Source organism: Mycobacterium sp. M26 (assembly GCF_001494595.1).
Classification (GTDB): domain Bacteria; phylum Actinomycetota; class Actinomycetes; order Mycobacteriales; family Mycobacteriaceae; genus Mycobacterium.
Window position 1 is genome coordinate 280384 of the sequence record NZ_LN929908.1, and the last position, 19765, is coordinate 300148.

A 19765-nucleotide genomic window follows, 5' to 3' on the forward strand; every position below is an offset into this window, starting at 1 on the left:
ATCAACTTCCCAACTCGATCGGGGCCCCCACCAGGGAGCCGTATTCCGTCCAACTGCCGTCGTAGTTCTTGACGTTCTTGTGGCCCAACAGTTCCTGCAGCACGAACCAGGTGTGCGACGAGCGCTCACCGATGCGGCAGTAGGCGATGGTCTCCTTCTCGCCGTCCAGGCCGGCCTCGGCGTAGAGCTTGGCCAGGTCCTCGTCGGACTTGAAGGTGCCGTCCTCGTTGGCCGCCTTGCTCCACGGCACGTTGATGGCGCCGGGGATGTGGCCGGGGCGCTGGCTCTGCTCCTGCGGGAGGTGGGCTGGGGCCAGGATCTTGCCCGAGAACTCATCAGGCGAGCGGACATCCACCAGGTTCTTGGTACCGATCGCGGCGATCACTTCCTCGCGGAAGGCGCGGATGGTGTTGTCGGGCGCCTTGGCCGTGTAGCTGGTGGCCGGCCGGTCGACGGCGTCGGCGGACAGCGGACGGCCGTCCAGCTCCCACTTCTTGCGGCCGCCGTCGAGCAGCTTGACGTCCTCGTGGCCGTAGAGCTTGAAGTACCAGTAGGCGTAGGCGGCGAACCAGTTGTTGTTGCCGCCGTAGAGCACCACGGTGTCGTCATTGGCGATGCCGCGATCGCTCAGCAGCTTCGAGAACTGTTGGGCATCAACGAAATCCCGCTTGATCGGGTCCTGCAGGTCGGTCTTCCAGTCCAGCTTGACCGCGCCGGCGATGTGGCCGGTGTCGTAGGCGCTGGCGTCTTCGTCGACCTCGACGAAGACGACCTTGGGGGTGTCGAGATTGCTCTCGGCCCAGTCGGCGGAGACCAGGACGTCGGAGCGAGCCATGAAGTGGATCCTTTCGATTCTCTTGTGTCGTGCAGGCTTATGCGGGAACGCGGCGGAATCGCACCACCAGCGGGTAGAGCTGGCAGCCCAGGCAGATGCCGAACGCTGCGTTGAGGAATGCGGCGAATAGCGCGAAGGCGGTGGCGATGACGCCGAGCAGCGGAGCGCCGAGTGTGAAACCGGCGACCCCGACGACGGCGAAAACCAAGCCGACCAGTTGGGCAAACTTCAACGGCGGCACGGGTTCCCGTTCGGTGACCGGGCTGAGTCGGGGTGCCACCAGGGCGGCGAAGACGCGTCCGTAGGGATGCTTGCGCGGACCGCCGAGCGCGCCGACGGCGAACACCACGGCCTGCAGGCCGAGCAGGACGGCCGCGCCGGCGCTGCTGACCGCCGAGGCGACGAGGGCCGCCACCAGGACCGCGGTGGTCACCCAGGCCGCGAAGCGCGGACCGCGCACGTCCACCTGATCGGGTGTGGCGATGTTGGTCGTGGTCGACATGGATCTACTCCTGTTGCTGGGAATGGGCTGGTAGGAGACATGGCCAAAAAGGCCAGCTCCGAGTGGCGACGCGAAAGGGCGCAGCTACTCAGCAGCTACAACAACAACAGCAACAACCCGCAACGCGGCACAGATCCACTGCGCGGCGCTTGGTGAGCATGAGCTCAAGGCGGGCGGACACGGCAGACATGCTACCCAATAACCCCGCCGTTAAGCCAATAGAGGTTCAAGGGCCGACCGCAGGTCAGCCACCTTGGGAACCCCCGATGTGCGGTACCGCTGCCGGCCCTCGGCATCGAAGATGAACGTCGTCGGCAGCGACAGCACCGAAAGCTTGCGCGCGGCAGCCGGATTGGCATCCATGTCGATCTCGACGTGAGCTACGTCACGCATCTCGGCGCACACCTGGTTGACCACCCGCCGCACTCCGGCACACGGACCGCACCAGACCGCACTGAAGTGCACGATGGTCGGACCGGTCCGGGACAGCCCCAGATCGCTGGTGTCGATCACCTGCGGATCGGCGGTGTCACGCAGCACCCCGGCGCGACGGTTGTGCAGGACGCCCGCAATAGCGGCGACGCCCAGTGCGGCGGCGATGGCCGCGATCGCGGTGACGAGTGCAGGGGTCATGATTGTGTGAACCCGTCGAGGCGGATCGTTACTCCCTCGGTGATGCCTTCGATGATGATGTCCGATCCACGGGCACCTTCGGTAGTCGGGCGCACCCCGAACGGAAGTTTCTGCCCCGGCAGGCTGCCACTGAACGCTGCCAGCACGGCGGCGGTCTTATCGTCCGGCACGCTTTGGTCTGCGGTGCCCGGTCCCATCTGGATTCCCGTTGCGGTGAACACCAGCGTGGTCTGGTCCTCGCCGGCGATCGACAGGTCGACGGCCACGCTCACCGACTTGTCGAAGCCGGCCTTCTTCGGCGTCCCGGTGAACACCAGGCCCTTGTTGCCCGAGATACCGGACTCGGTGGTGCCGCCGGTGGCGTCGTTGGTCTCCTTCGACGGGGCTTCGACCATCAGATCCTTGATGCCGATGTAGCGGCCGAGGTGGGAGGAGTCGATGATGATCCGGCTTTCCAGCTTGCCGACCGGTAGGGGCGCATCGGGCCTGATCAGCCAGGAAGCATCGGTCAGGTCGATGTCGTGCATGGTGGCCTCAAGGGAGGCCTTGCCCGTCACTTCGTGATCGACCCCGTTGGCCTTGATCTCGATCTCGTCATAGTGGTGCCGCATGGCCTGGCGGATGAACGGGAAGCCGAGGATCGCCACCGAGGGATCGAAAGACAGCCCCGCCACCGTGCGAACGGTCCGGGCCAGCCGGTACTCGGCATAGATCGTGGCCCCGAAATCGGCGCCGACCGCCCCGATGACCACGGCGAGCAGCGCGGTTCCCAGGGCCGTCAGCAGCTTCCGCACCTGCATATTCTGGCCTACCGGGTGGCCCGGGCAGCCGTCCCGTACCCCGATAAGGTGTCGCCGAAGAGCTCAGATCGGCTAAATAGCAGGTCGCAGGTTAAAGTTAGTTGACCCATGGTCGGTAACGGCCATATGTCGCCCATGAGTCTGGTAGGTCACCGCGACGGCGCTGTCGACGTTGGCCCCTCCAGAGCATTGGAGAATCTGTTGGACCTGCTGCTTCTGACCGTCGACCCGCACCCTGAGTCGGTGCTGCCGTCGCTGGCGCTTCTTGCGCACAACGTCCGGTCAGCCCCCACCGAGGTGTCATCCCTGCTGGAGGCGGGTAGCGCGGACGTGGCGATCGTCGATGCGCGCACCGACCTGGCTGCAGCGCGCGGCCTGTGCCGCCTGCTCGGCACCACCGGAACCTCGGTTCCGGTGGTGGCCGTCGTCAACGAAGGCGGCCTGGTGGCCGTGAACGTCGACTGGGGCCTTGACGAGATCCTGCTGCCCAGCACCGGGCCGGCCGAGATCGATGCCCGGCTGCGCCTGCTGGTGGGCCGGCGCGGCGGGATGGCCAGCCAGGAGAGCGCCGGCAAGGTCAGCCTGGGAGAACTCGTCATTGACGAGGGCACCTATACGGCCCGGCTGCGCGGTCGCCCGCTGGACCTCACCTACAAGGAATTCGAGCTGCTGAAGTACCTGGCGCAGCATGCCGGGCGGGTGTTCACCCGGGCTCAGCTGCTCCAGGAGGTGTGGGGTTACGACTTCTTCGGCGGCACCCGCACCGTCGACGTCCACGTCCGGCGCCTGCGCGCCAAGCTGGGCCCCGAATACGAATCTCTGATCGGCACCGTCCGCAACGTCGGCTACAAGGCTGTCCGACCGGCCCGGGGCCGTCCGCCCGCGGTCGAGTCGGAGTACGTCGACGAGGAGGACGACGACTACGTCGACGGGGAAGAAGCCCTGACCGACTCGGTGCGTGACGCCCTGCACCCGGCGGGCTCGATGTCGCAGCCGCTGCGCAGTCAGTGACCGCACCGCAATGGCGGCCCACCCTGTCGGGGGCCGAGCAGGAGCGTGTGCGCGACCTCGTCGATGCGGCCACCCGCGCTGACGGCGTCGCCCCGGTCGGCGAACAGGTCCTGCGCGAGCTGCCCGCCGAGCGCACCGGTCATCTCCTGGCGGCCGCGGACAGCGGTGAGGTCCTCGGTTATCTCAACCTGGCACCCGGGCGCGATGACGCCGACGCGATGGGTGAGCTCGTCGTCCACCCCGACTACCGGCGCCGCGGTCTGGGCACCGCACTGGTGCGCGCCGCTTCCGAGCGAGCCGACGGCCGGATCCGGTTCTGGGCGCACGGCACGCTGGCGTCGGCTGCGGCCGTCGCCGCGGCGCTGGACATGACGGCGGTCCGCGAGCTCATGCAGATGCGCCGGACATTGCGCGATGTGCCTGATGTGGATCTGCCCGCCGGTGTCACCGTGCGGACCTATGCGGGCCCGGCCGATAACGCCGAGCTGCTCCGGGTCAACAACGCCGCGTTCTCCTGGCACCCCGAGCAGGGCGGCTGGAGCGACGCCGAGATCACTGAGCGCCGCGGCGAACCGTGGTTCGACCCCGACGGGCTGTTCCTGGCGTTCGATGACGACACCGGGGCGCTGCTGGGCTTTCACTGGACCAAGGTGCACGCCGAGCACCCCGGACTCGGCGAGGTCTACGTCGTCGGGGTCGACCCGGCGGCCCAGGGACGCGGCCTCGGGCGCGTTCTCACCCTGGTCGGGATCGGCCATCTGGCCGGACGGCTCGGCGGGCTTGCCTCGGGGGCAGGGGCGCAGCGACCCGGGGGAGGCAGCGACCCGGGGGAGGGTACGACCCGGCGGTGATGCTCTACGTCGAGGCCGACAACACCGCGGCGGTGAAGACCTACGAGCGGCTCGGGTTCGCGGTGAGCAACGTCGACACCGCCTACGCACCTCCGCCGACCGGCCGAATTGACACCGACGACACCCACAGCTGATTCGCGGCTGGTCGCAACGTCACGTTCATCAACCTGTTCACCTTGCGTTCATCTACTCAACGGGTTCCGTCCACCCCTGACGCATAACTTCCGGGATGACGCGTTCGGCTCTGCCGGGGCGAACCGAACTGGAGAAAGTGGGATAGGTGAATCTGAACAGTTTTGGCAAGGCGTTCCTCGTGACCGTGTCGGCGACCGCAATCACCGGGTTGACGCTGACCGCATGCGGCAGCGACAACAACACCGGGTCGTCCTCGTCGACCGCCGCGTCGGGATCGTCCGGCTCGTCGTCCTCGTCGGCCGACTGCGGTGGCAAGAACGCCCTGACAGCCGAGGGCTCGACCGCCCAGCAGAACGCCATCGCGGTGTTCAACCAGGTGTGGGGTCAGAAGTGCCCCGGCAAGAACCTGTCGTACAACCCGACCGGTTCCGGCGCGGGTGTCACGCAGTTCATCGCCGGCCAGGTTGACTTCGCCGGCTCGGACTCCGCCCTGTCCAAGGATCAGCCGGACGCCGCCGCCAAGCGGTGCGGTGGAAACCCGGCCTGGAACCTGCCGCTGGTCTTCGGTCCGGTCGCGCTGGCCTACAACCTGCCCGGTGTGGACAAGGTCGTGGTCAACGGTGACGTGCTGGCCAAGATCTTCAGCGGTGCCATCACCAACTGGAACGACCCGGCCATCGCCGCGCTGAACGCCGGCGCCAGCCTGCCGGACCAGAAGATCACCCCGATCTACCGGTCGGACTCCTCGGGCACCACCGACAACTTCCAGAAGTACCTGACCGCCGCCGCTCCGGAGAGCTGGACCAAGGGCGCGGGCAAGGAGTTCCAGGGCGGTGCCGGTGAAGGCGCCCAGAAGTCGGCTGGTGTGGTGCAGGCCGTCCAGGCGACCCCGGGTGCGATCGGCTACGTCGAGAAGGGCTTCGCCACCCAGGCGGGTGTGCCGGTCGCGCAGATCGACACCGGCTCGGGCCCGGTCGAACTGACCGACGAGTCCGCCAAGAAGGCCATCGACGCCGCCAAGTTCAAGGCCGAGGGCAATGACCTCGTGCTCGATCTGGATTCGATCTACGGCACGAAGGAAGCGGGCGCCTATCCGCTGATCCTGGCGACCTACGAGATCGTCTGCTCCAAGGGTTACGACGCCGACACCGCCGCCGCGGTCAAGTCGTTCCTGACGGTGGCCGCCAACTACGGCCAGGACGGGCTGCCCGCTGCGGGGTACGTACCGCTGCCGGACGCGTTCAAGCAGCGACTGCTGACCGCCGTCAACGCAATCCAGTAACAACGCTGGCGAGGTAGGTCGATTGCGGTGACCATGGAGAGATCAGTGAGCGATGGGGTTGATGTGACGACGCCTAATCCAGCCGATGCGGGATCGGGTGAGGTCGTGTCTGAACCCATCCCGGGGCCGCCCCCGGTGCCGACTGATCCGTCGGGGCATGCCAAAGTGCGGCCGGGTGACCGGATCTTCCGAGGACTCTCGGAAGGTTCAGGCATCCTGATCATCGCCCTGATCGGCGCAATCGGCTTCTTCCTCGTCTGGCGGGCAGTGCCCGCGCTGACCCGCAATGAGGTGAATTTCTTCACCTACGGCGGGAACTGGGTGACCACCGACACCTCGAGCATGAAGTTCGGCATCCTGGATCTGCTCCAGGTGACGGTGTTCGTGTCGCTGTTCGCGCTCGTGCTGGCCATGCCGGTGGCGCTGGGTATCGCGATCTTCCTGACCCAGTACGCCCCGCGCCGGGTGGCCGGGCCGTTGGGCTACATGGTGGACCTGCTGGCCGCCGTGCCATCGATCATCTACGGCGTGTGGGGTCTCTACGTCCTTGCGCCGGTGATCAAGCCGTTTGCGCTGTGGCTCAACGAGAATCTGGGCTGGTTCTTCCTGTTCGCGACGGGTAACGCCTCGGTGGCCGGCGGCGGCACTATCTTCACCGCGGGCATTGTGCTGGCGGTGATGATTCTGCCGATCATCACCGCGGTCACCCGTGAGGTGTTCGTCCAGACGCCGCGCGGCCAGATCGAGGCTGCGCTGGCGCTGGGCGCCACCCGCTGGGAGGTGGTGCGAACCACGGTGCTGCCATTCGGGCTGTCCGGCTACATCAGCGGCGCGATGCTTGGTCTGGGCCGCGCGCTGGGCGAGACCATCGCGCTGCTGATCATCCTGCGCGGCACCCAGAAAGCGTTCGGCTGGTCACTGTTCGACGCCGGCTACACCTTCGCCAGCAAGATCGCTTCAGCGGCATCGGAATTCAACGACCAGTACAAGGCGGGTGCCTACATCGCCGCCGGCCTGGTGCTATTCGTGCTGACATTCGTGGTCAATTCGCTGGCCCGGGCCGCGGTGGCCGGAAGGGGTGCCCGATGACCTCCACACTGGACCGCCCGGTCAAGGCGCCCACCTTCCAGGCCCTGAGCCTGCGGCGCAAACTGACGAACTCGACGGCCACCGTGCTGGTGTCATTGTCGGTTCTGATCGCTGTAGTTCCGCTGCTGTGGGTGCTCTACTCGGTGATCACCAAGGGCATCGCGACCGTCCTGGACAGCACCTGGTGGACCAATTCGCAGGCCGGTATGACAGCCTTCGCGGCCGGCGGCGGTGTCTATCACGCCCTGGTCGGCACCATTCTGCAAGGCCTCGTGTGCGCGGTCATCTCCATTCCGATCGGTGTCTTCACCGGTATCTATCTGGTGGAATACGGCGGCGGAACGAAGCTCGGCAAGATCACCACCTTTATGGTCGACATCCTGACGGGTGTGCCCTCGATCGTGGCCGCACTGTTTATCTACGCGCTGTGGGTGGCCACCCTCGGTTTCCAGCGTTCCGGTTTCGCGGTTTCGCTGGCGTTGGTGCTGCTGATGATTCCGGTCATCGTGCGCTCCACCGAGGAGATGCTGCGGATCGTCCCGATGGATCTGCGCGAGGCCAGCTATGCACTGGGCGTTCCGAAATGGAAAACCATTGCGCGCATTGTCATTCCGACAGCACTGTCGGGCATCGTCACCGGAATCATGCTCGCCCTGGCCCGCGTGATGGGGGAGACCGCGCCGCTGCTGATCCTGGTCGGCTACTCCCAAGCGATGAACTTCGACATGTTCAACGGCTTCATGGGCTCGCTGCCCGGCATGATGTACGACCAGACCTCGGCCGGTGCCGGCGCCAATCCGGTCCCCACGGACCGACTTTGGGGTGCGGCGCTGACGCTCATCCTGCTCATCGCCGTGCTCAACATCGGCGCCCGCTTCGTCGCGAAATTCTTCGCTCCCAAGAAGGTTTAGGAGTCTTCCCATGGCCAAGCGCCTCGATCTCAAAGACGTCAACATCTACTACGGTGCGTTCCACGCGGTCGCCGACGTGTCAATGGCCGTTCCGCCGCGCAGTGTGACGGCCTTCATCGGGCCGTCCGGCTGCGGCAAGTCGACGGTGCTGCGCACGCTCAACCGCATGCATGAGGTCATCCCCGGTGCGCGCGTCGAGGGCTCGGTGCTGCTCGACGGCGAGGACATCTACGGTTCCGGTGTCGACCCGGTGGGTGTCCGCAAGACCATCGGTATGGTCTTCCAGCGACCGAACCCGTTCCCCACCATGTCAATTCGCGACAATGTGGTGGCCGGGCTCAAGCTGCAGGGGGTGCGCAACCGCAAGGTCCTCGACGAGACCTGCGAGCGATCTCTCAAGGGCGCCAACCTCTGGAACGAGGTCAAGGACCGGCTGGACAAGCCCGGTGGTGGCCTGTCCGGTGGTCAGCAGCAGCGGCTGTGCATCGCCCGCGCCATCGCCGTGCAGCCCGACGTGCTGCTGATGGACGAGCCCTGCTCGGCCTTGGACCCCATCTCCACCCTGGCCATCGAGGACCTGATCGCCGAGCTGAAGCAGGACTTCACCATCGTGATCGTCACCCACAACATGCAGCAGGCCGCCCGGGTGAGCGATCAGACGGCGTTCTTCAACCTCGAGGCCACCGGCAAGCCCGGCAAGCTCGTCGAGATCGACGACACCGAGAAGATCTTCTCCAACCCCAGCCAGAAGGCCACCGAGGATTACATCTCCGGACGGTTCGGCTAGCACTTGACACCGAGAAAGGGCTGTCGCGCATAGCGCGGCAGCCCTTTTCGGCTATCCGGACTCGGTGATCCGACCTCAGTAGGTCGGGATCTCTTCCTCTTCGGGCAGCCGGCCGGTGACCTGGAAGATCACCCGCCGGGAAATCTCCACGGCGTGGTCGGCGAAGCGCTCGTAGAACCGGCCCAGCAGCGTCACGTCGACGGCTGCTGCCACCCCGTGCTTCCACTCCCGGTCCATCATCACGCTGAACAGATGGCGGTGCAGGTCGTCCATCGCATCGTCTTCCTCGCGGATGCGACGGGCCTTCTCCGGATCACGGGACAGCAGCACCTCTCGTGCGCTGTTGCCCAATTCGACTGCGACTCGTCCCATTTCGGCGAAGTAGCCGTTGACCTCTTCGGGGAGGGCATGCTGCGGATGGCGACGGCGTGCGATCTTGGCGACGTGCAGGGCCAGCGCGCCCATCCGGTCGACGTCGGCCACGATCTGGATCGAGCTGACGATCGCGCGCAGATCACCGGCCACGGGTGCCTGCAGGGCCAGCAGCACGAAGGCGGCTTCCTCGGCGCGCGCACTGGCGCTGGACAGCGCCTCGTGGTCGCTGATCACCTGTTCGGCCAGCACCAGATCGGCCTGCAGCAGCGACTGTGTCGCACGCTCCATCGCGACGCCGGCCATCCGGCACATCTCAGCGAGCTGGTTGGTCAGGGCATCAAGCTGCTCGTGGTACGCGGTGCGCATAGGTCCACCCTACTTTCAGAAGGTCAGCCCAGTATGCCGCCGGGGGGTGAACGAACGGTGAATGGACGCAAACCGCGCCGCGACCTCTATTCGCAGGTGACGTCGGCGCCGTTGGTCACCGTCAGGTCCTCGGGCAGCGGGGTGGGGGTGCTGCTGGTGTCATGGCTGACCTGCACGCTGACTGCCGATCCGCTCGGCGGGGGCGGAGCCACGGTGGTGAAATCCGAACCGAGCACTACCTGCACCGTCTGGCCCAGCCCGGAGACCCGTTCCATGGCCGCATTCGGGAACGCGGCGGCGACGGTGGCAGCCGCCTCTTCGTTGCCTGCCGAGAACATCACAGTCGTGCCAGTGACCGTGCCGTCGTAGTCGTCGGGTTCGAGGACGTTGAAGCCGTGTTGCTGCAACGCTGCCGTGGCGTTGGCGCCCAGCCCCTCCTGACCGGTGGAGTTCGAGACCTGCACGGTGACCTCGCCCGGGTTGGTCGTCACCGCGTTGACCAGTTCGGTCTGGGTGGTCTCGGCAGGCTGCTCGGCGGTGGCGCTCGGGGTGACTTCTTCGGCCTTCTTGGCCGCGGTCAGCGGGCTGGTGGTGGCGTTGGTGTCGTTTTCACCCGGGAGCGGATCGTCGTTGATGATCGCGTCGAACAGCGCCCGGATGTCCTGGGTGCGGGGTTCCTCGTTGCCGTCGGCATCGGTGATGCCGGTGGTCGGGACGGTGACGAAGGTGATGCGGCCCGCATTGATGCCCTGCAGGGATTGCCCGAGGTCGACGAGGTCCTTGGTCCGCACGTTGTCGACGTAGGTGTCGTCGATGAACATGTTGACCACGTTGTTGAGCTTGCTGAGGCTGAACAGCGTGTCCTTGGAGATGATCGAGCGCAGCAGCGAGGACAGGAACAGCTGCTGGCGCTTGATCCGGCCGTAGTCACCGTTGACCTCGGTGGTGACCTGGCGGGCCCGGACGTAGTTCAGCGCGGTGTGGCCGTCGAGGGTCTGGCGTCCGGCACTGGCCAGCACGGTGCCGAGTTCGTAATCCTCCAGCGGGGTGGTGCTGCACACCTCGACTCCGCCGAGCGCGTCGACCATCTTGGAGAAGCCCGCGAAGTCCACCGCCATGAAGCGGTTGATCGACAGGCCGGACATCTTCTGGATGACCTTGACCAAGCACTTCGGACCGCCGAGGGCGTAGGCGGAGTTGATCTTGGTCTCGGTGTAGCGCCAGTCGTCGCTCCACTCGCCGGTGTTCTCGTCATACACCGGGCCGTAGGCGCCGGTGTCGGCGTTCCAGGCCTGGCATTTCATCGGCGTGATCGCCAGGTCGCGGGGGAAGGACACCGCGACCACCCGTTTACGGTCAGCCGGGATGTTGACCAGCATGATCGTGTCGGAGCGGGCGCCCTCGGCGTCGGCGGTGCTGCCGGCACCCATCTCGCCGTTGGCACCGGTGCGGGTGTCGACCCCGACGATCAGGAAGTTCTCGTCGCCGAACTGCGCGTTGGGGTCCAGGATGTCGCGTGAGTTCGGGTCCAGGGCCGCCACATTGCGCAGCAGATCGTTCTTGGTGGACTGCCACTGCCAGGCACCGCCGGTCAGCGCCAGCGCGCAGACCGCGAACACGGCAGCCGCTGAGCGCCCCGCCAGCATGACGGGTCTGCGCCGCCTGGTCTTCTTTGCGGGCTTGGACTTCGATGTTGCCGCCCGCGTGGCTTTCTTGGCCCGTGATGCGGTCGGTGCGGCCGGTGCGGCCGGACTGGGGTCGGCCGCCAGCGGCCCGCGGGAGCGGTTGAGGGCCTCGAGATCGGGCAGCTCTTCGGCGTAGGCGGCCGTCACGACCGGGATGGGCTCCGTGCGATCCATCGAGTTGTCGGCCGGCTCGGCGGGCCTGTCGGCACGGTGCCGATTCGGCTTTGCCGGTGCGCTCGCGGTGCCGGCCACCTTGGCGATCAGGTCAGCGACCGTCACGCCCTCGGTGTGGTTGCCCGACGGGATCGAGTTGTCGGCCGGCTCGGCGGGCCTGTCGGCACGGTGCCGATTCGGCTGTGCCGGTGCGCTCGCGGTGCCGGCCACCTTGGCGATCAGGTCAGCGACCGTCACGCCCTCGGTGTGGTTGCCCGACGGGCGCGGGCGGGCGGGCGGTTCGTCGGCGCGGTGCGATGTGGAGGCGCGCTCCCAGGGCGCGGCACTCTGCGCGGGCCGCGGTGTTCTGGTGATGCGTTCGCTGGAGCCGGGTTCGGTGCCGCCGCGCTGGCCAGGAGTGGCGCTATCGCCGTCACTCATGTTCCAGTCGCCTCCGACTCTGGTGGGTCTTGCGCATCGTCGCGCGGTACACAGCCGTGGTGCGGCTTGCTTGGCACCTCGGTGAGGAACGTCGCCCTCTCGCCTCGGGAACCGCTACGTGGAGCGGTCCACAACAAGTTCCTTATCGTACTGAGACAAGATGTGTGGCCGCCAGCTCACCGAGATGTCGGGACCGTCTCGAATCAGCCACCCGAGTGCATGACATCGGCGCCCCAGGGGACCGTGCAGTCGTCCGGATCGTCGAGCCAGCCTTCGGGCAGCGACACCGAGGCCGCCGAGCCCTGACGGCCGCGCGGGCCTGTCGCCGCCGCCGGGAACGGCACCTCCGGGTCGAGTTGATCGAGCAGCCCGTCGAGCTCATCGAGGGTCTTGACCAGCGCCAATGACCGGCGAAGGTCGGCGCCTGCCGGGAAGCCGTGCAGGTACCAGGCGATGTGCTTGCGCATGTCCCGCATGCCCTTGTCCTCGCCGAAATGGTCGGCCAGCAGCCGGCCGTGGCGGCGCATGATGTCGGCGACCTCGCCGAGGTTGGGCGGCGTCGGTGCCGGTGAGCCGGTGAACGCGGCCGACAGCTCGGCGAACAGCCACGGTCTGCCCAGGCAGCCACGGCCGATGACGACTCCGTCACACCCGGTCGCGGCCATCATGGCCAGCGCGTCATTGGCCTCGAAGATATCGCCGTTGCCCAGCACGGGGACGGACTGCACGGCCTCCTTCAGCCGGCCGATCTCTTCCCAGTCGGCGGTGCCGGAGTACCGCTGAGCTGCGGTGCGAGCATGCAACGCCACCGCCGCTGCGCCCTCCTGCTCGGCGATACGGCCGGCGTCGAGGTGGGTGCGGTGGGCGTCGTCGATGCCGATCCGGAACTTCACCGTCACCGGCACCGACGTGCCCTCGGTGGCCCGGACGGCGGCCGCGACGATCTGGCCGAAGAGGCGCCGTTTGTACGGCAGGGCCGCCCCGCCGCCGCGGCGTGTGACTTTGGGCACAGGGCAGCCGAAGTTCATGTCGATGTGGTCGGCGAGGTCCTCGTCAACGATCATCTTGGCCGCCTCGTAGGTGGTGGCCGGATCGACGGTGTAAAGCTGCAACGAACGCGGCGACTCCTGCGGGGCGAACGTCGTCATGTGCATCGTGACGGGGTGCCGTTCGACGAGGGCGCGAGCGGTGACCATCTCGCAGACGTAGAGGCCGCTGACGGTGCCGACTCTGGCCTCTTCCAACTCGCGGCACAGGGTGCGGAACGCGACGTTGGTGACACCGGCCATAGGCGCCAAGACAACCGGGCTGCGGAGGGCGAAGGGCCCGATCCGCAGCCCGGTGGTGGCTGGTGAGGTCTCGGCTATGTCGCCGCCCCGGCCAGTGTCTTGGCGGCACGCTTCTCAGCCAGGCGCGCGTCGCGCTCCAGCTTGCGCTGCTTGGCCTCCTCGAACTTGTCGCAGGTCTCCTCGAGCTCCTTGAGCAGTTCGGCGAGGTCGTCGCGCATGCGGGCGGCCTCACCGGTGAAGTCCTCGCGCTCGAAGATGCGCCACTTCTTGAGTACCGGCATCACGACGTCATCGAGGTGGATGCGCGGGTCGTAGACACCACCCATCGCGATGATGACGGCCTTGCGGCGGAAGTCCGGCACGGTGTATCCGGGCATCTTGAAGTTGCGCAGCACCTGGTGCAGCGACTTCATCGCCTGGTTGGGGGCGACATCGAAGCCGGCCTCGCTGATATCCCGGTAGAAGATCATGTGCAGGTTCTCGTCGTTGGAGATCCGCGCCAGCAGCTGCTCGGCGACCGGCTCCTGGCAGGCCTTGCCGGTGTTGCGGTGCGATACGCGGGTGGCCAGCTCCTGGAAGCTGACGTACATCACCGAGTCGAACAGGCTCTCGGCGAACAGATCGCCCTGCTGATTCTGGCCGGGGGAGAAGCCGCGCGTCATCTGCTCGACGCGCAGTTCTTCGAGCTCGATGGGATCGCAGTTGCGGGTGACGACGAGGTAGTCACGGATCGAGATGCCGTGCCGGTTCTCCTCGGCGGTCCACCGGTTGACCCAGTAGCCCCAGGGGCCGTCGGTGGAGAAGTTCATCGCGATCTCGCGGTGATAGGCGGGCAGGTTGTCCTCGGTGAGGAGGTTCTGCACCATCGCGGTACGGGCCACCTCGGAGAGCTGGGCCTGATCGGGGTGCCAATCCTGGCCGCCGAGGGCGTAGTAGTTCTTGCCCTCCGACCACGGGATGTAGTCGTGCGGGTTCCACTCTTTGAACATGGACATGTGGCGGTTGATCAGCTTCTCCGCCACGGGTTCCAGCTCGCGCAGAAGTTCGAGGTCGGTCAGGTCTTGCGACATGAACCCTCCAGTTATCTGTTTCCAGTAGTTGCATCAATATATCTGTGTATCCCGGTGACATTCAAGTTGCTGCTCCGGGCGAGTCGTTTCGGCCCGGGAATGGTGGTGTGGCGCTAGGCTTCCCCGTAGGTCAGCTGGGGAGTGACCGAGACACCCACATGTGGGGTACCGGGGGGGATTCATGAAGTTTGTCGTTGTTTACGTAGCGGTCTTGGTGAGTGTTGTTGCCGCGATTCTGTCCGGCGGCTCGGGACTCGCGGCTGCAGGAGGACCGAACTACGACGGCCTCACGTACGCGAAAGCGGCCGACAGAATCTCGGGAAACGGCTACACGGCGGTGATCGCCACAGTCGTCGGGGACCGGCTTGCAACAGACGATTGCATCGTGACTGGAACCAAGATGGGCAAGTATCTGAACTCGAGCGGCAATCCTCGGGGCAGGGAAATCTTCCTGGACCTGAACTGCAATGAGGTCGTCGCCCAAGCCGGTAAGCCAGGCAACTCCGCGGCCACGCCTGAGGGCAAGAAGGCGAAAGCCATGCAGGCGCTGGGAGTGAAGTTCAGCAAGGACTTCCATGCAGCCATGTCCAAGGGACTCGTGCCGTGGTGCAACAGCCACGCCGAACGATGCAATTCGGTCTGCCAGTACTCCGGAACCTGTTCTGAAGAGCTGCTGGATTATCTGGCAAGCCTGTGATGGCGAACCAGCTTCCGGTATTCGTGGGCAAACCGGCCTTTGCTGTCGCGCTGGTCGCCGTCTGCGCATTGCTGACCGCGGGGACGGCTAGCGCCGACAATGAGTACAATGAGTACGCGGGTCAGACCTACGCGGATGCCTCGCAGGCGATCCAGCGGGCCGGCGGAACCGACACCATCGCCACCGTGGTCGGAGACCAGCTGCCCACCACGCAATGCCGCGTGACAGGTTCGCGTAGCGCCAGCTTCCTGGACTCCAGCGGCAACAATCCGGGCGGCCGAGTTTTGCTCGACCTGAATTGCAACGCCGACCTCGCGTCGCCGGGTAACCCCGGCAACTCAGTGAGCAGTCCGCAGGGCCAGCGGACCATGGAGGATCAACAGGCTCAACAGCAGGCTGAGGCCCAGCAGAATCAGGGCGACGAGCTGCTGCAATCCGGTGAGGTGCCGGGGGTGCCGGGGCAGATTCCCTAGCCTGCGACTTTTCGCGTCCAACTCCCGGGTCGGTGCCTCTGCGAGGACCGGCCTTGTGGAGTACGCTTCCGATTCTGAAGCCACAAGCGTTTCTCCAGTAAACGCGCAGGAAGCGCCCAAGTCGGAGGTAGTCCAGACGTGAAGAAGCCCTTTGTCCTCGGCATCGGCGCCGTTGGTGTGGCGGCAGCATCGTTCGCGGTCTTCGGCTCGGGTGTCGCCTCGGCGGTCAACGAGTACGCCGGGCAGACGTACGCCGATGCGGCCCAGGCCATCAGCGACTCCGGCCAGTCCGCCACCATCGCGACCCGGGTGGGCAGCTTCCTGCCTACCGACCAGTGCATCGTCACCGGTTCGCGTAGCGCCAACTTCCTCGATTCCAGCGGCACCAACGCCGGTGGTCAGGTGCTTTTGTACCTGAACTGCAACAACAGCTTCGCCGCGGCCGGTGTGCCGGGCAACTCGATCGGCAGCCCGGAGGGCCGGCAGGCGCGCTCGGACTACGAGGAGAAGCTGGCCGAGCAGCAGGCCGAGGCCCAGCAGAGCTCGTCGTCCGAGCTCCTCCAGGATGGCCAGGTTCCGGGTGAGGCCGGGCAGGTCGCCGGCGGCTAACCCGCCACGCGGCTGAGCAGCAGCTCTACGCAGTAGTCGATGAACTGCTCGCGCGAGGCTGCCAGCCGGCCATCCAGGTAAGCGGTGAACAGCGCCGTCAGTGCGCCGATCAGCCCGGTGGCAACCATGTTCTGCACCACCGGGTCGGCGATCTCGGTGAGTTTGCCCTGGAGCAACCTGATGAAGCGCGGCATCCACTCCGCCCCCGAATGGATCAGCACGGGTTCGACTTCCGGTGCCAGCAGGAGCACCCGTCCGCGTACTGGATCGTCGACCATGAGCGCGACGAATCGCTCGACGGCCTCTCGTGGCGTCGTCGCGGTCATCAACGCCGCCATCGCGCGGTTGCAGACGTCGTCGTAGACGGCGCGGACGAAATCGTCCCGGTCAGTAAAGCTCTCGTAGAAATAGCGTTCGGTGAGGCCTGACGTGCGGCACACGGCGCGAACGGTCAGTGCAGGGCCGCGGGCATCACCCAGCAGGGTGACGCCAGCGGCGATCAGTTCGTCGCGGCGCAGCGTCTGGCGATCCTGCAGCGGCACGCCCGACCAGCGTCCCCGTCGTTGACCCGACGTCACATGACTCCTAAGCTTCAGATGACAACATACGTAGTCAGAATGTGAAGGTCATCCAGTTGAGCCAAGATACGTCCGCAGCGCACCCGGACACCACTGACGGCGCGCCGGTCGGGGCGGGTTGTCCGGTGACGGCGGGCGGCTACGACACACCGCCGGATGTTCTCGGCCCGGATTCGCTGACCTGGCAGTACTTCGGCGACTGGCGTGGCCTCCTGCAAGGCCCCTGGGCGGGATCGATGCAAAACATGCATCCGCAGCTGGGTGCGGCCGTCCAGGAGCACTCGATCTTCTTCCGGGAGCGGCTTCCGCGGCTGCTGCGCTCGCTGTATCCCATCGGCGGGGTGGTCTTCGACGGCGATCGAGCCCCGGTCACCGGCGCCGAGGTGCGCGACTACCACATCCCGATCAAGGGTGTGGACGAGCAGGGGCGTCGCTACAGCGCCCTGAACCCGGAGGTCTTCTATTGGGCGCACGCGACGTTCTTCATGGGCACCATCCTCACCGCCGAGCACTTCGGTGATGGGCTCACCGAGGACCAGAAGCGCCAGCTGTTCGACGAGCACATCACCTGGTACCGGATGTACGGCATGAGTATGCGTCCGGTACCCCAGAGCTGGGAGGACTTCCAGCTCTACTGGGACCACATGTGCCGCAACGTTCTGGAGAACAACTGGGCGACCCGTGAGGTGCTCGACCTATCGACCATGCCGAAACATCCGTCACTGCAATGGGTTCCGGACCCGATATGGTCGGCCTACCTGAAGGTGATGGGACCGTTCGCGGTGTGGCTGACCGTCGGGCTCTACGACGAACCGGTCCGGAAGTTGATGGGCTACACGTGGTCGCGGCGCGACGAGCGGCTGCACTGGCTGTTCGGCCGGTCGGTCAACCTGGTGTTCAAGCTGCTGCCCCCGCGCCGGCGCATGCACCCGCGCGCGCGTGCCGGTTGGGACCGTGCGACCGGACGCATTCCCGCTGACGCGCCCCTGCTGCACACGCCCGCACGCAACCTGCCGCCGGTCGATCACCGCGACAACGGTATTCACTACCTCGGCGCGACGTGTCCGGTCCAGAAGGCGCCGTCGAAGTAACGCCACTGCCGGTTGTATCCCGGATCGGGAAACCACCCCGATTGCACCGGCGGGAACCGCCCGTAGAGGCCACGCGGGTCGCCTGCCAAGCTCAGGGTGTGTTCGTAGTCGGCGCGGGCGCGCAACGCGGCCCTCGTGCGGGCGGCGGACCGCAGTGCCCGCCGCAGCCAGACCGCCGCCACCGCACCCGCTGTCAGGGCGACGGGCAGGTACCAACCGTGGGCCAGCGCCCAGCAGGGTAGGCCGACGAATCCGACGGCCAGCACGGGGTGGCGTCGCCAGAAAGGCAGAGAAATGCGAGGGTCGGCCACGTCTCGAGTTTAGGCGGGATCGGTCAGCGGCCCTGGCCGGTCGTGAAGGCCGAACACCAGATCGCATAGGTAGCCGCGGTGGCGATGTCGTCGATCGCTTCCTCATCGCCGCCGAGTTTGCGAACGGTGTCGGCGATCGCGAATCGTACGACATCGGTCGAGGTGACCCATGGGCTGTTCATAGAGCTCTCCTGAACGATCCCGACCTAACGTTTCACTCTACTTACCCGTTGCTGAGATGCCTCACACATTCGCCACCGGAAATGTCATATTCTGCCGACTGCGCCCGGATAAAAATTGCCGCGTGCGTATCCCGCAAACTCGTTACAGTGCTGCTGCCCTTGATCTTTGGCGGAAGATCCTTGCCGACGGGAAAGTCTCATCGCGGCTCTGCGCGGTTCTCGGTGAGTATGGTGAACGCCGACGATTCTTTCCGAAGAGAATTTAGCTGCCGGCGGGCGACATGGAGACTGCGGCGGGGTGTCGGGCGCGAGATTCGTAATTCGGAACGCATGTTGCGCGCCATGAGTCATTGCGTGCTGACCGTCGCTCTCGAGTGCATCCACGAACTGTGGGGCGTCGGGCGTATCACGCCGCAGACCGAGCCGGTCAAGGCCGACGAGCCGTGTCGGTGCCCCCACTAGGACTCGAACCTAGGACCTGCGGATTAAAAGTCCGTAGCTCTACCAACTGAGCTATAGGGGCGCGACGGACAGGATACTGCCTCCGGTTCGGGGTCCTGGTTTTGGGATTGGGCTCCCAGTGCCCTAAGCTAACGACGCTCCAGCGTTGACTCGTTGTGAGTACCCCGAAGAGATTCGGCCGGGCCCCCATCGTCTAGTGGCCTAGGACGCCGCCCTTTCACGGCGGTAGCACGGGTTCGAATCCCGTTGGGGGTACGCACGACACGGAAACGTGAAGGCACATCAAGGCCCTGTGGCGCAGTTGGTTAGCGCGCCGCCCTGTCACGGCGGAGGTCGCGGGTTCGAGTCCCGTCAGGGTCGCCATGTTTGTGGTGAGGCACTTAGGGTTGGACAGGGTGCCTTCCGGCCAGGTAGCTCAGTTGGTACGAGCGTCCGCCTGAAAAGCGGAAGGTCGCCGGTTCGATCCCGGCCCTGGCCACTCAAGCGGTTCCGGTTTGATGCTCGTCGTCATTCCGCAACGCCGTTCTCGAATCCTCAGCGCTCTTCTGCCCTCCCCAATAGCATTTAATGCATGTCAATTCCGGGGGGGACTAAACATGCGGTCCCAGAAAATGAAGTCACTGTTGGTACTGCGGGTGGATCTCAGAAAGCATCTGTGGGCGGCAGCGAGAAATCGCGGTTTGTCTTGCCGTTGCTGCTTGGCATTCTTGTCTGCCTGATCAATGCCCTTGTCGCGTTTCGGCTCGGGCGGACCGTCTTCCAGGACAAGCCACAGGGCACCACTGCGTTCGCTCTGGTCGCCACCAGCCTGGTCGCCGGCGTCTTCCTGATTGGGTATGCCTTTGCGCAGCGCCACACCGATGCTGACGACAAACGCTCGTTGGCGGTCCCACTCGTTGTGGCCCTGGTGGGAGCCATTGCCACGATTGTGGCTGCGCGTGCAGCGGAGCCGGAAGTCCTCGGTCCAGTCGCGCCGACACCGTGCATTGATCTTTATGGTCAGGCCTTGTCGATCAATAAAGACCATCCCAACTTCAAAATGTTGGCGACGGATCGGGATGAAGTGCGGTGCAAGATTAATTCAGTTATCAAAATGTCGCAGTGAACGTTCGTCGATAGCTCGCCGGGCACGGACCGGTGTCCGCCT

At 65.8% G+C, this 19765-nt stretch carries 22 protein-coding genes, 4 tRNA genes and 1 pseudogene; 14 read left to right on the top strand and 13 right to left on the bottom strand.

The window, feature by feature from the left end:
• Position 1: 1 nt before the first annotated feature.
• From BN3385_RS10785 to lmeA, 5 genes are all read right to left on the bottom strand, one after another.
• A complete protein-coding gene (locus BN3385_RS10785) occupies positions 2 to 835 on the bottom strand; it encodes a sulfurtransferase (RefSeq protein WP_059016785.1) in 834 nt (277 codons plus the stop codon).
• A 37-nt stretch (positions 836 to 872) separates the two neighbouring features.
• Positions 873 to 1337, bottom strand: coding sequence for a DUF4395 domain-containing protein (locus tag BN3385_RS10790; RefSeq protein ID WP_059016786.1), 465 nt, complete (start codon positions 1335 to 1337; stop codon positions 873 to 875).
• A gap of 88 nt (positions 1338 to 1425) precedes the next feature.
• Complete coding sequence (locus tag BN3385_RS29310; RefSeq protein WP_353612225.1) at positions 1426 to 1527, bottom strand: Ms5788A family Cys-rich leader peptide; 102 nt, start codon at positions 1525 to 1527, stop codon at positions 1426 to 1428.
• A gap of 20 nt (positions 1528 to 1547) precedes the next feature.
• Positions 1548 to 1970 carry a TlpA family protein disulfide reductase gene (locus BN3385_RS10795; RefSeq protein ID WP_059016787.1) on the bottom strand — a complete coding sequence of 141 codons (423 nt, stop codon included), beginning with the start codon at positions 1968 to 1970 and terminating at the stop codon, positions 1548 to 1550.
• Positions 1967 to 2770, bottom strand: coding sequence for a mannan chain length control protein LmeA (gene lmeA, locus BN3385_RS10800; protein ID WP_059016788.1), 804 nt, complete (start codon positions 2768 to 2770; stop codon positions 1967 to 1969). The genes BN3385_RS10795 and lmeA overlap by 4 nt, the downstream gene beginning before the upstream one ends.
• 198 nt (positions 2771 to 2968) lie before the next feature.
• Between lmeA and BN3385_RS10805 the strand changes: the two genes are divergently transcribed.
• The 6 genes and pseudogenes from BN3385_RS10805 (at position 2969) to pstB (ending at position 8836) form a co-directional block, all read left to right on the top strand.
• Positions 2969 to 3781 (top strand): winged helix-turn-helix transcriptional regulator, encoded by an 813-nt coding sequence (locus tag BN3385_RS10805; RefSeq protein ID WP_197415290.1) that lies wholly within the window; start codon positions 2969 to 2971, stop codon positions 3779 to 3781.
• Positions 3778 to 4766 (top strand): annotated as a pseudogene (gene mshD, locus BN3385_RS10810) (mycothiol synthase). The gene BN3385_RS10805 and the pseudogene mshD overlap by 4 nt, the downstream one beginning before the upstream one ends.
• A 146-nt stretch (positions 4767 to 4912) precedes the next feature.
• The gene (gene pstS / locus BN3385_RS10815) at positions 4913 to 6049 is read left to right on the top strand and encodes a phosphate ABC transporter substrate-binding protein PstS (protein WP_059016789.1); all 1137 of its coding nucleotides are present in this window, start codon (positions 4913 to 4915) and stop codon (positions 6047 to 6049) included.
• Between the two features lie 33 nt (positions 6050 to 6082).
• Positions 6083 to 7138 carry a phosphate ABC transporter permease subunit PstC gene (pstC, locus tag BN3385_RS10820; protein WP_059021797.1) on the top strand — a complete coding sequence of 352 codons (1056 nt, stop codon included), beginning with the start codon at positions 6083 to 6085 and terminating at the stop codon, positions 7136 to 7138.
• The gene (gene pstA, locus BN3385_RS10825) at positions 7135 to 8049 is read left to right on the top strand and encodes a phosphate ABC transporter permease PstA (protein ID WP_059016790.1); all 915 of its coding nucleotides are present in this window, start codon (positions 7135 to 7137) and stop codon (positions 8047 to 8049) included. The genes pstC and pstA overlap by 4 nt, the downstream gene beginning before the upstream one ends.
• A 10-nt stretch (positions 8050 to 8059) precedes the next feature.
• Positions 8060 to 8836 carry a phosphate ABC transporter ATP-binding protein PstB gene (pstB, locus tag BN3385_RS10830; RefSeq protein WP_059016791.1) on the top strand — a complete coding sequence of 259 codons (777 nt, stop codon included), beginning with the start codon at positions 8060 to 8062 and terminating at the stop codon, positions 8834 to 8836.
• 75 nt (positions 8837 to 8911) lie between these two features.
• Here pstB and phoU read toward each other — a convergent pair whose 3' ends face one another.
• From phoU to BN3385_RS10850, 4 genes are all read right to left on the bottom strand, one after another.
• Positions 8912 to 9577: a phosphate signaling complex protein PhoU gene (gene phoU / locus BN3385_RS10835; protein ID WP_059016792.1), complete on the bottom strand. Its 666-nt coding sequence runs from the start codon at positions 9575 to 9577 to the stop codon at positions 8912 to 8914.
• Positions 9578 to 9663: 86 nt separating this feature from the next.
• Positions 9664 to 11856, bottom strand: coding sequence for an LCP family protein (locus BN3385_RS10840; RefSeq protein ID WP_059016793.1), 2193 nt, complete (start codon positions 11854 to 11856; stop codon positions 9664 to 9666).
• A 203-nt stretch (positions 11857 to 12059) separates the two neighbouring features.
• On the bottom strand, positions 12060 to 13223 hold the full coding sequence (gene dusB, locus BN3385_RS10845; protein WP_286141856.1) for a tRNA dihydrouridine synthase DusB: 1164 nt from the start codon (positions 13221 to 13223) through the stop codon (positions 12060 to 12062).
• Positions 13220 to 14215 (bottom strand): acyl-ACP desaturase, encoded by a 996-nt coding sequence (locus tag BN3385_RS10850; protein ID WP_059016795.1) that lies wholly within the window; start codon positions 14213 to 14215, stop codon positions 13220 to 13222. Before BN3385_RS10850 ends, dusB begins: the two co-directional genes overlap by 4 nt.
• Positions 14216 to 14396: 181 nt before the next feature.
• On the opposite strand from BN3385_RS10850, the gene BN3385_RS10855 reads away from it, so the two are divergent.
• The 3 genes from BN3385_RS10855 (at position 14397) to BN3385_RS10865 (ending at position 15994) form a co-directional block, all read left to right on the top strand.
• A complete protein-coding gene (locus BN3385_RS10855; protein ID WP_156432718.1) occupies positions 14397 to 14912 on the top strand; it encodes a hypothetical protein in 516 nt (171 codons plus the stop codon).
• 23 nt (positions 14913 to 14935) lie between these two features.
• Positions 14936 to 15385, top strand: coding sequence for a hypothetical protein (locus tag BN3385_RS10860; RefSeq protein WP_082690690.1), 450 nt, complete (start codon positions 14936 to 14938; stop codon positions 15383 to 15385).
• Between the two features lie 138 nt (positions 15386 to 15523).
• Positions 15524 to 15994, top strand: coding sequence for a hypothetical protein (locus tag BN3385_RS10865; protein WP_059016798.1), 471 nt, complete (start codon positions 15524 to 15526; stop codon positions 15992 to 15994).
• Here BN3385_RS10865 and BN3385_RS10870 read toward each other — a convergent pair.
• A complete protein-coding gene (locus tag BN3385_RS10870) occupies positions 15991 to 16572 on the bottom strand; it encodes a TetR/AcrR family transcriptional regulator (RefSeq protein WP_059016799.1) in 582 nt (193 codons plus the stop codon). The two genes, BN3385_RS10865 and BN3385_RS10870, sit on opposite strands and share 4 nt — an antisense overlap.
• Before the next feature lie 56 nt (positions 16573 to 16628).
• Here BN3385_RS10870 and BN3385_RS10875 point away from each other — a divergent pair, with 56 nt between their 5' ends.
• On the top strand, positions 16629 to 17663 hold the full coding sequence (locus BN3385_RS10875; protein WP_059021799.1) for an oxygenase MpaB family protein: 1035 nt from the start codon (positions 16629 to 16631) through the stop codon (positions 17661 to 17663).
• Here the strand turns inward: BN3385_RS10875 and BN3385_RS27575 are convergent.
• The 3 genes from BN3385_RS27575 to BN3385_RS10880 form a co-directional block, all read right to left on the bottom strand.
• Entirely contained in the window at positions 17618 to 17974 is a 357-nt protein-coding gene (locus tag BN3385_RS27575) for a DUF2510 domain-containing protein (protein WP_082690423.1), read from the bottom strand. The two genes, BN3385_RS10875 and BN3385_RS27575, sit on opposite strands and share 46 nt — an antisense overlap.
• Before the next feature lie 23 nt (positions 17975 to 17997).
• Positions 17998 to 18156: a hypothetical protein gene (locus BN3385_RS28570; RefSeq protein WP_197415194.1), complete on the bottom strand. Its 159-nt coding sequence runs from the start codon at positions 18154 to 18156 to the stop codon at positions 17998 to 18000.
• Between the two features lie 450 nt (positions 18157 to 18606).
• A tRNA-Lys gene (locus BN3385_RS10880) sits at positions 18607 to 18679 on the bottom strand.
• A 121-nt stretch (positions 18680 to 18800) separates the two neighbouring features.
• Between BN3385_RS10880 and BN3385_RS10885 the strand changes: the two genes are divergently transcribed.
• From BN3385_RS10885 to BN3385_RS10900, 4 genes are all read left to right on the top strand, one after another.
• Positions 18801 to 18873: transfer RNA gene (locus BN3385_RS10885), tRNA-Glu, on the top strand.
• A 31-nt stretch (positions 18874 to 18904) separates the two neighbouring features.
• A tRNA-Asp gene (locus tag BN3385_RS10890) sits at positions 18905 to 18981 on the top strand.
• A 41-nt stretch (positions 18982 to 19022) separates the two neighbouring features.
• A tRNA-Phe gene (locus tag BN3385_RS10895) sits at positions 19023 to 19096 on the top strand.
• Between the two features lie 93 nt (positions 19097 to 19189).
• On the top strand, positions 19190 to 19723 hold the full coding sequence (locus BN3385_RS10900) for a hypothetical protein (protein WP_156432719.1): 534 nt from the start codon (positions 19190 to 19192) through the stop codon (positions 19721 to 19723).
• Positions 19724 to 19765 lie beyond the last annotated feature (42 nt).

Coding starts and splice junctions, on each gene's coding strand:
- BN3385_RS10795 (WP_059016787.1), bottom strand. CDS start 1,970: ATGACCCCTGCACTCGTCACCGCGATCGCGGCCATCGCCGCCGCACTG.
- BN3385_RS10840 (WP_059016793.1), bottom strand. CDS start 11,856: ATGAGTGACGGCGATAGCGCCACTCCTGGCCAGCGCGGCGGCACCGAA.
- phoU (WP_059016792.1), bottom strand. CDS start 9,577: ATGCGCACCGCGTACCACGAGCAGCTTGATGCCCTGACCAACCAGCTC.
- BN3385_RS10855 (WP_156432718.1), top strand. CDS start 14,397: ATGAAGTTTGTCGTTGTTTACGTAGCGGTCTTGGTGAGTGTTGTTGCC.
- pstB (WP_059016791.1), top strand. CDS start 8,060: ATGGCCAAGCGCCTCGATCTCAAAGACGTCAACATCTACTACGGTGCG.
- BN3385_RS10900 (WP_156432719.1), top strand. CDS start 19,190: ATGTCAATTCCGGGGGGGACTAAACATGCGGTCCCAGAAAATGAAGTC.
- BN3385_RS10850 (WP_059016795.1), bottom strand. CDS start 14,215: ATGTCGCAAGACCTGACCGACCTCGAACTTCTGCGCGAGCTGGAACCC.
- pstC (WP_059021797.1), top strand. CDS start 6,083: ATGGAGAGATCAGTGAGCGATGGGGTTGATGTGACGACGCCTAATCCA.
- pstA (WP_059016790.1), top strand. CDS start 7,135: ATGACCTCCACACTGGACCGCCCGGTCAAGGCGCCCACCTTCCAGGCC.
- BN3385_RS10790 (WP_059016786.1), bottom strand. CDS start 1,337: ATGTCGACCACGACCAACATCGCCACACCCGATCAGGTGGACGTGCGC.
- BN3385_RS10785 (WP_059016785.1), bottom strand. CDS start 835: ATGGCTCGCTCCGACGTCCTGGTCTCCGCCGACTGGGCCGAGAGCAAT.
- lmeA (WP_059016788.1), bottom strand. CDS start 2,770: ATGCAGGTGCGGAAGCTGCTGACGGCCCTGGGAACCGCGCTGCTCGCC.
- BN3385_RS29310 (WP_353612225.1), bottom strand. CDS start 1,527: ATGTCTGCCGTGTCCGCCCGCCTTGAGCTCATGCTCACCAAGCGCCGC.
- BN3385_RS28570 (WP_197415194.1), bottom strand. CDS start 18,156: ATGAACAGCCCATGGGTCACCTCGACCGATGTCGTACGATTCGCGATC.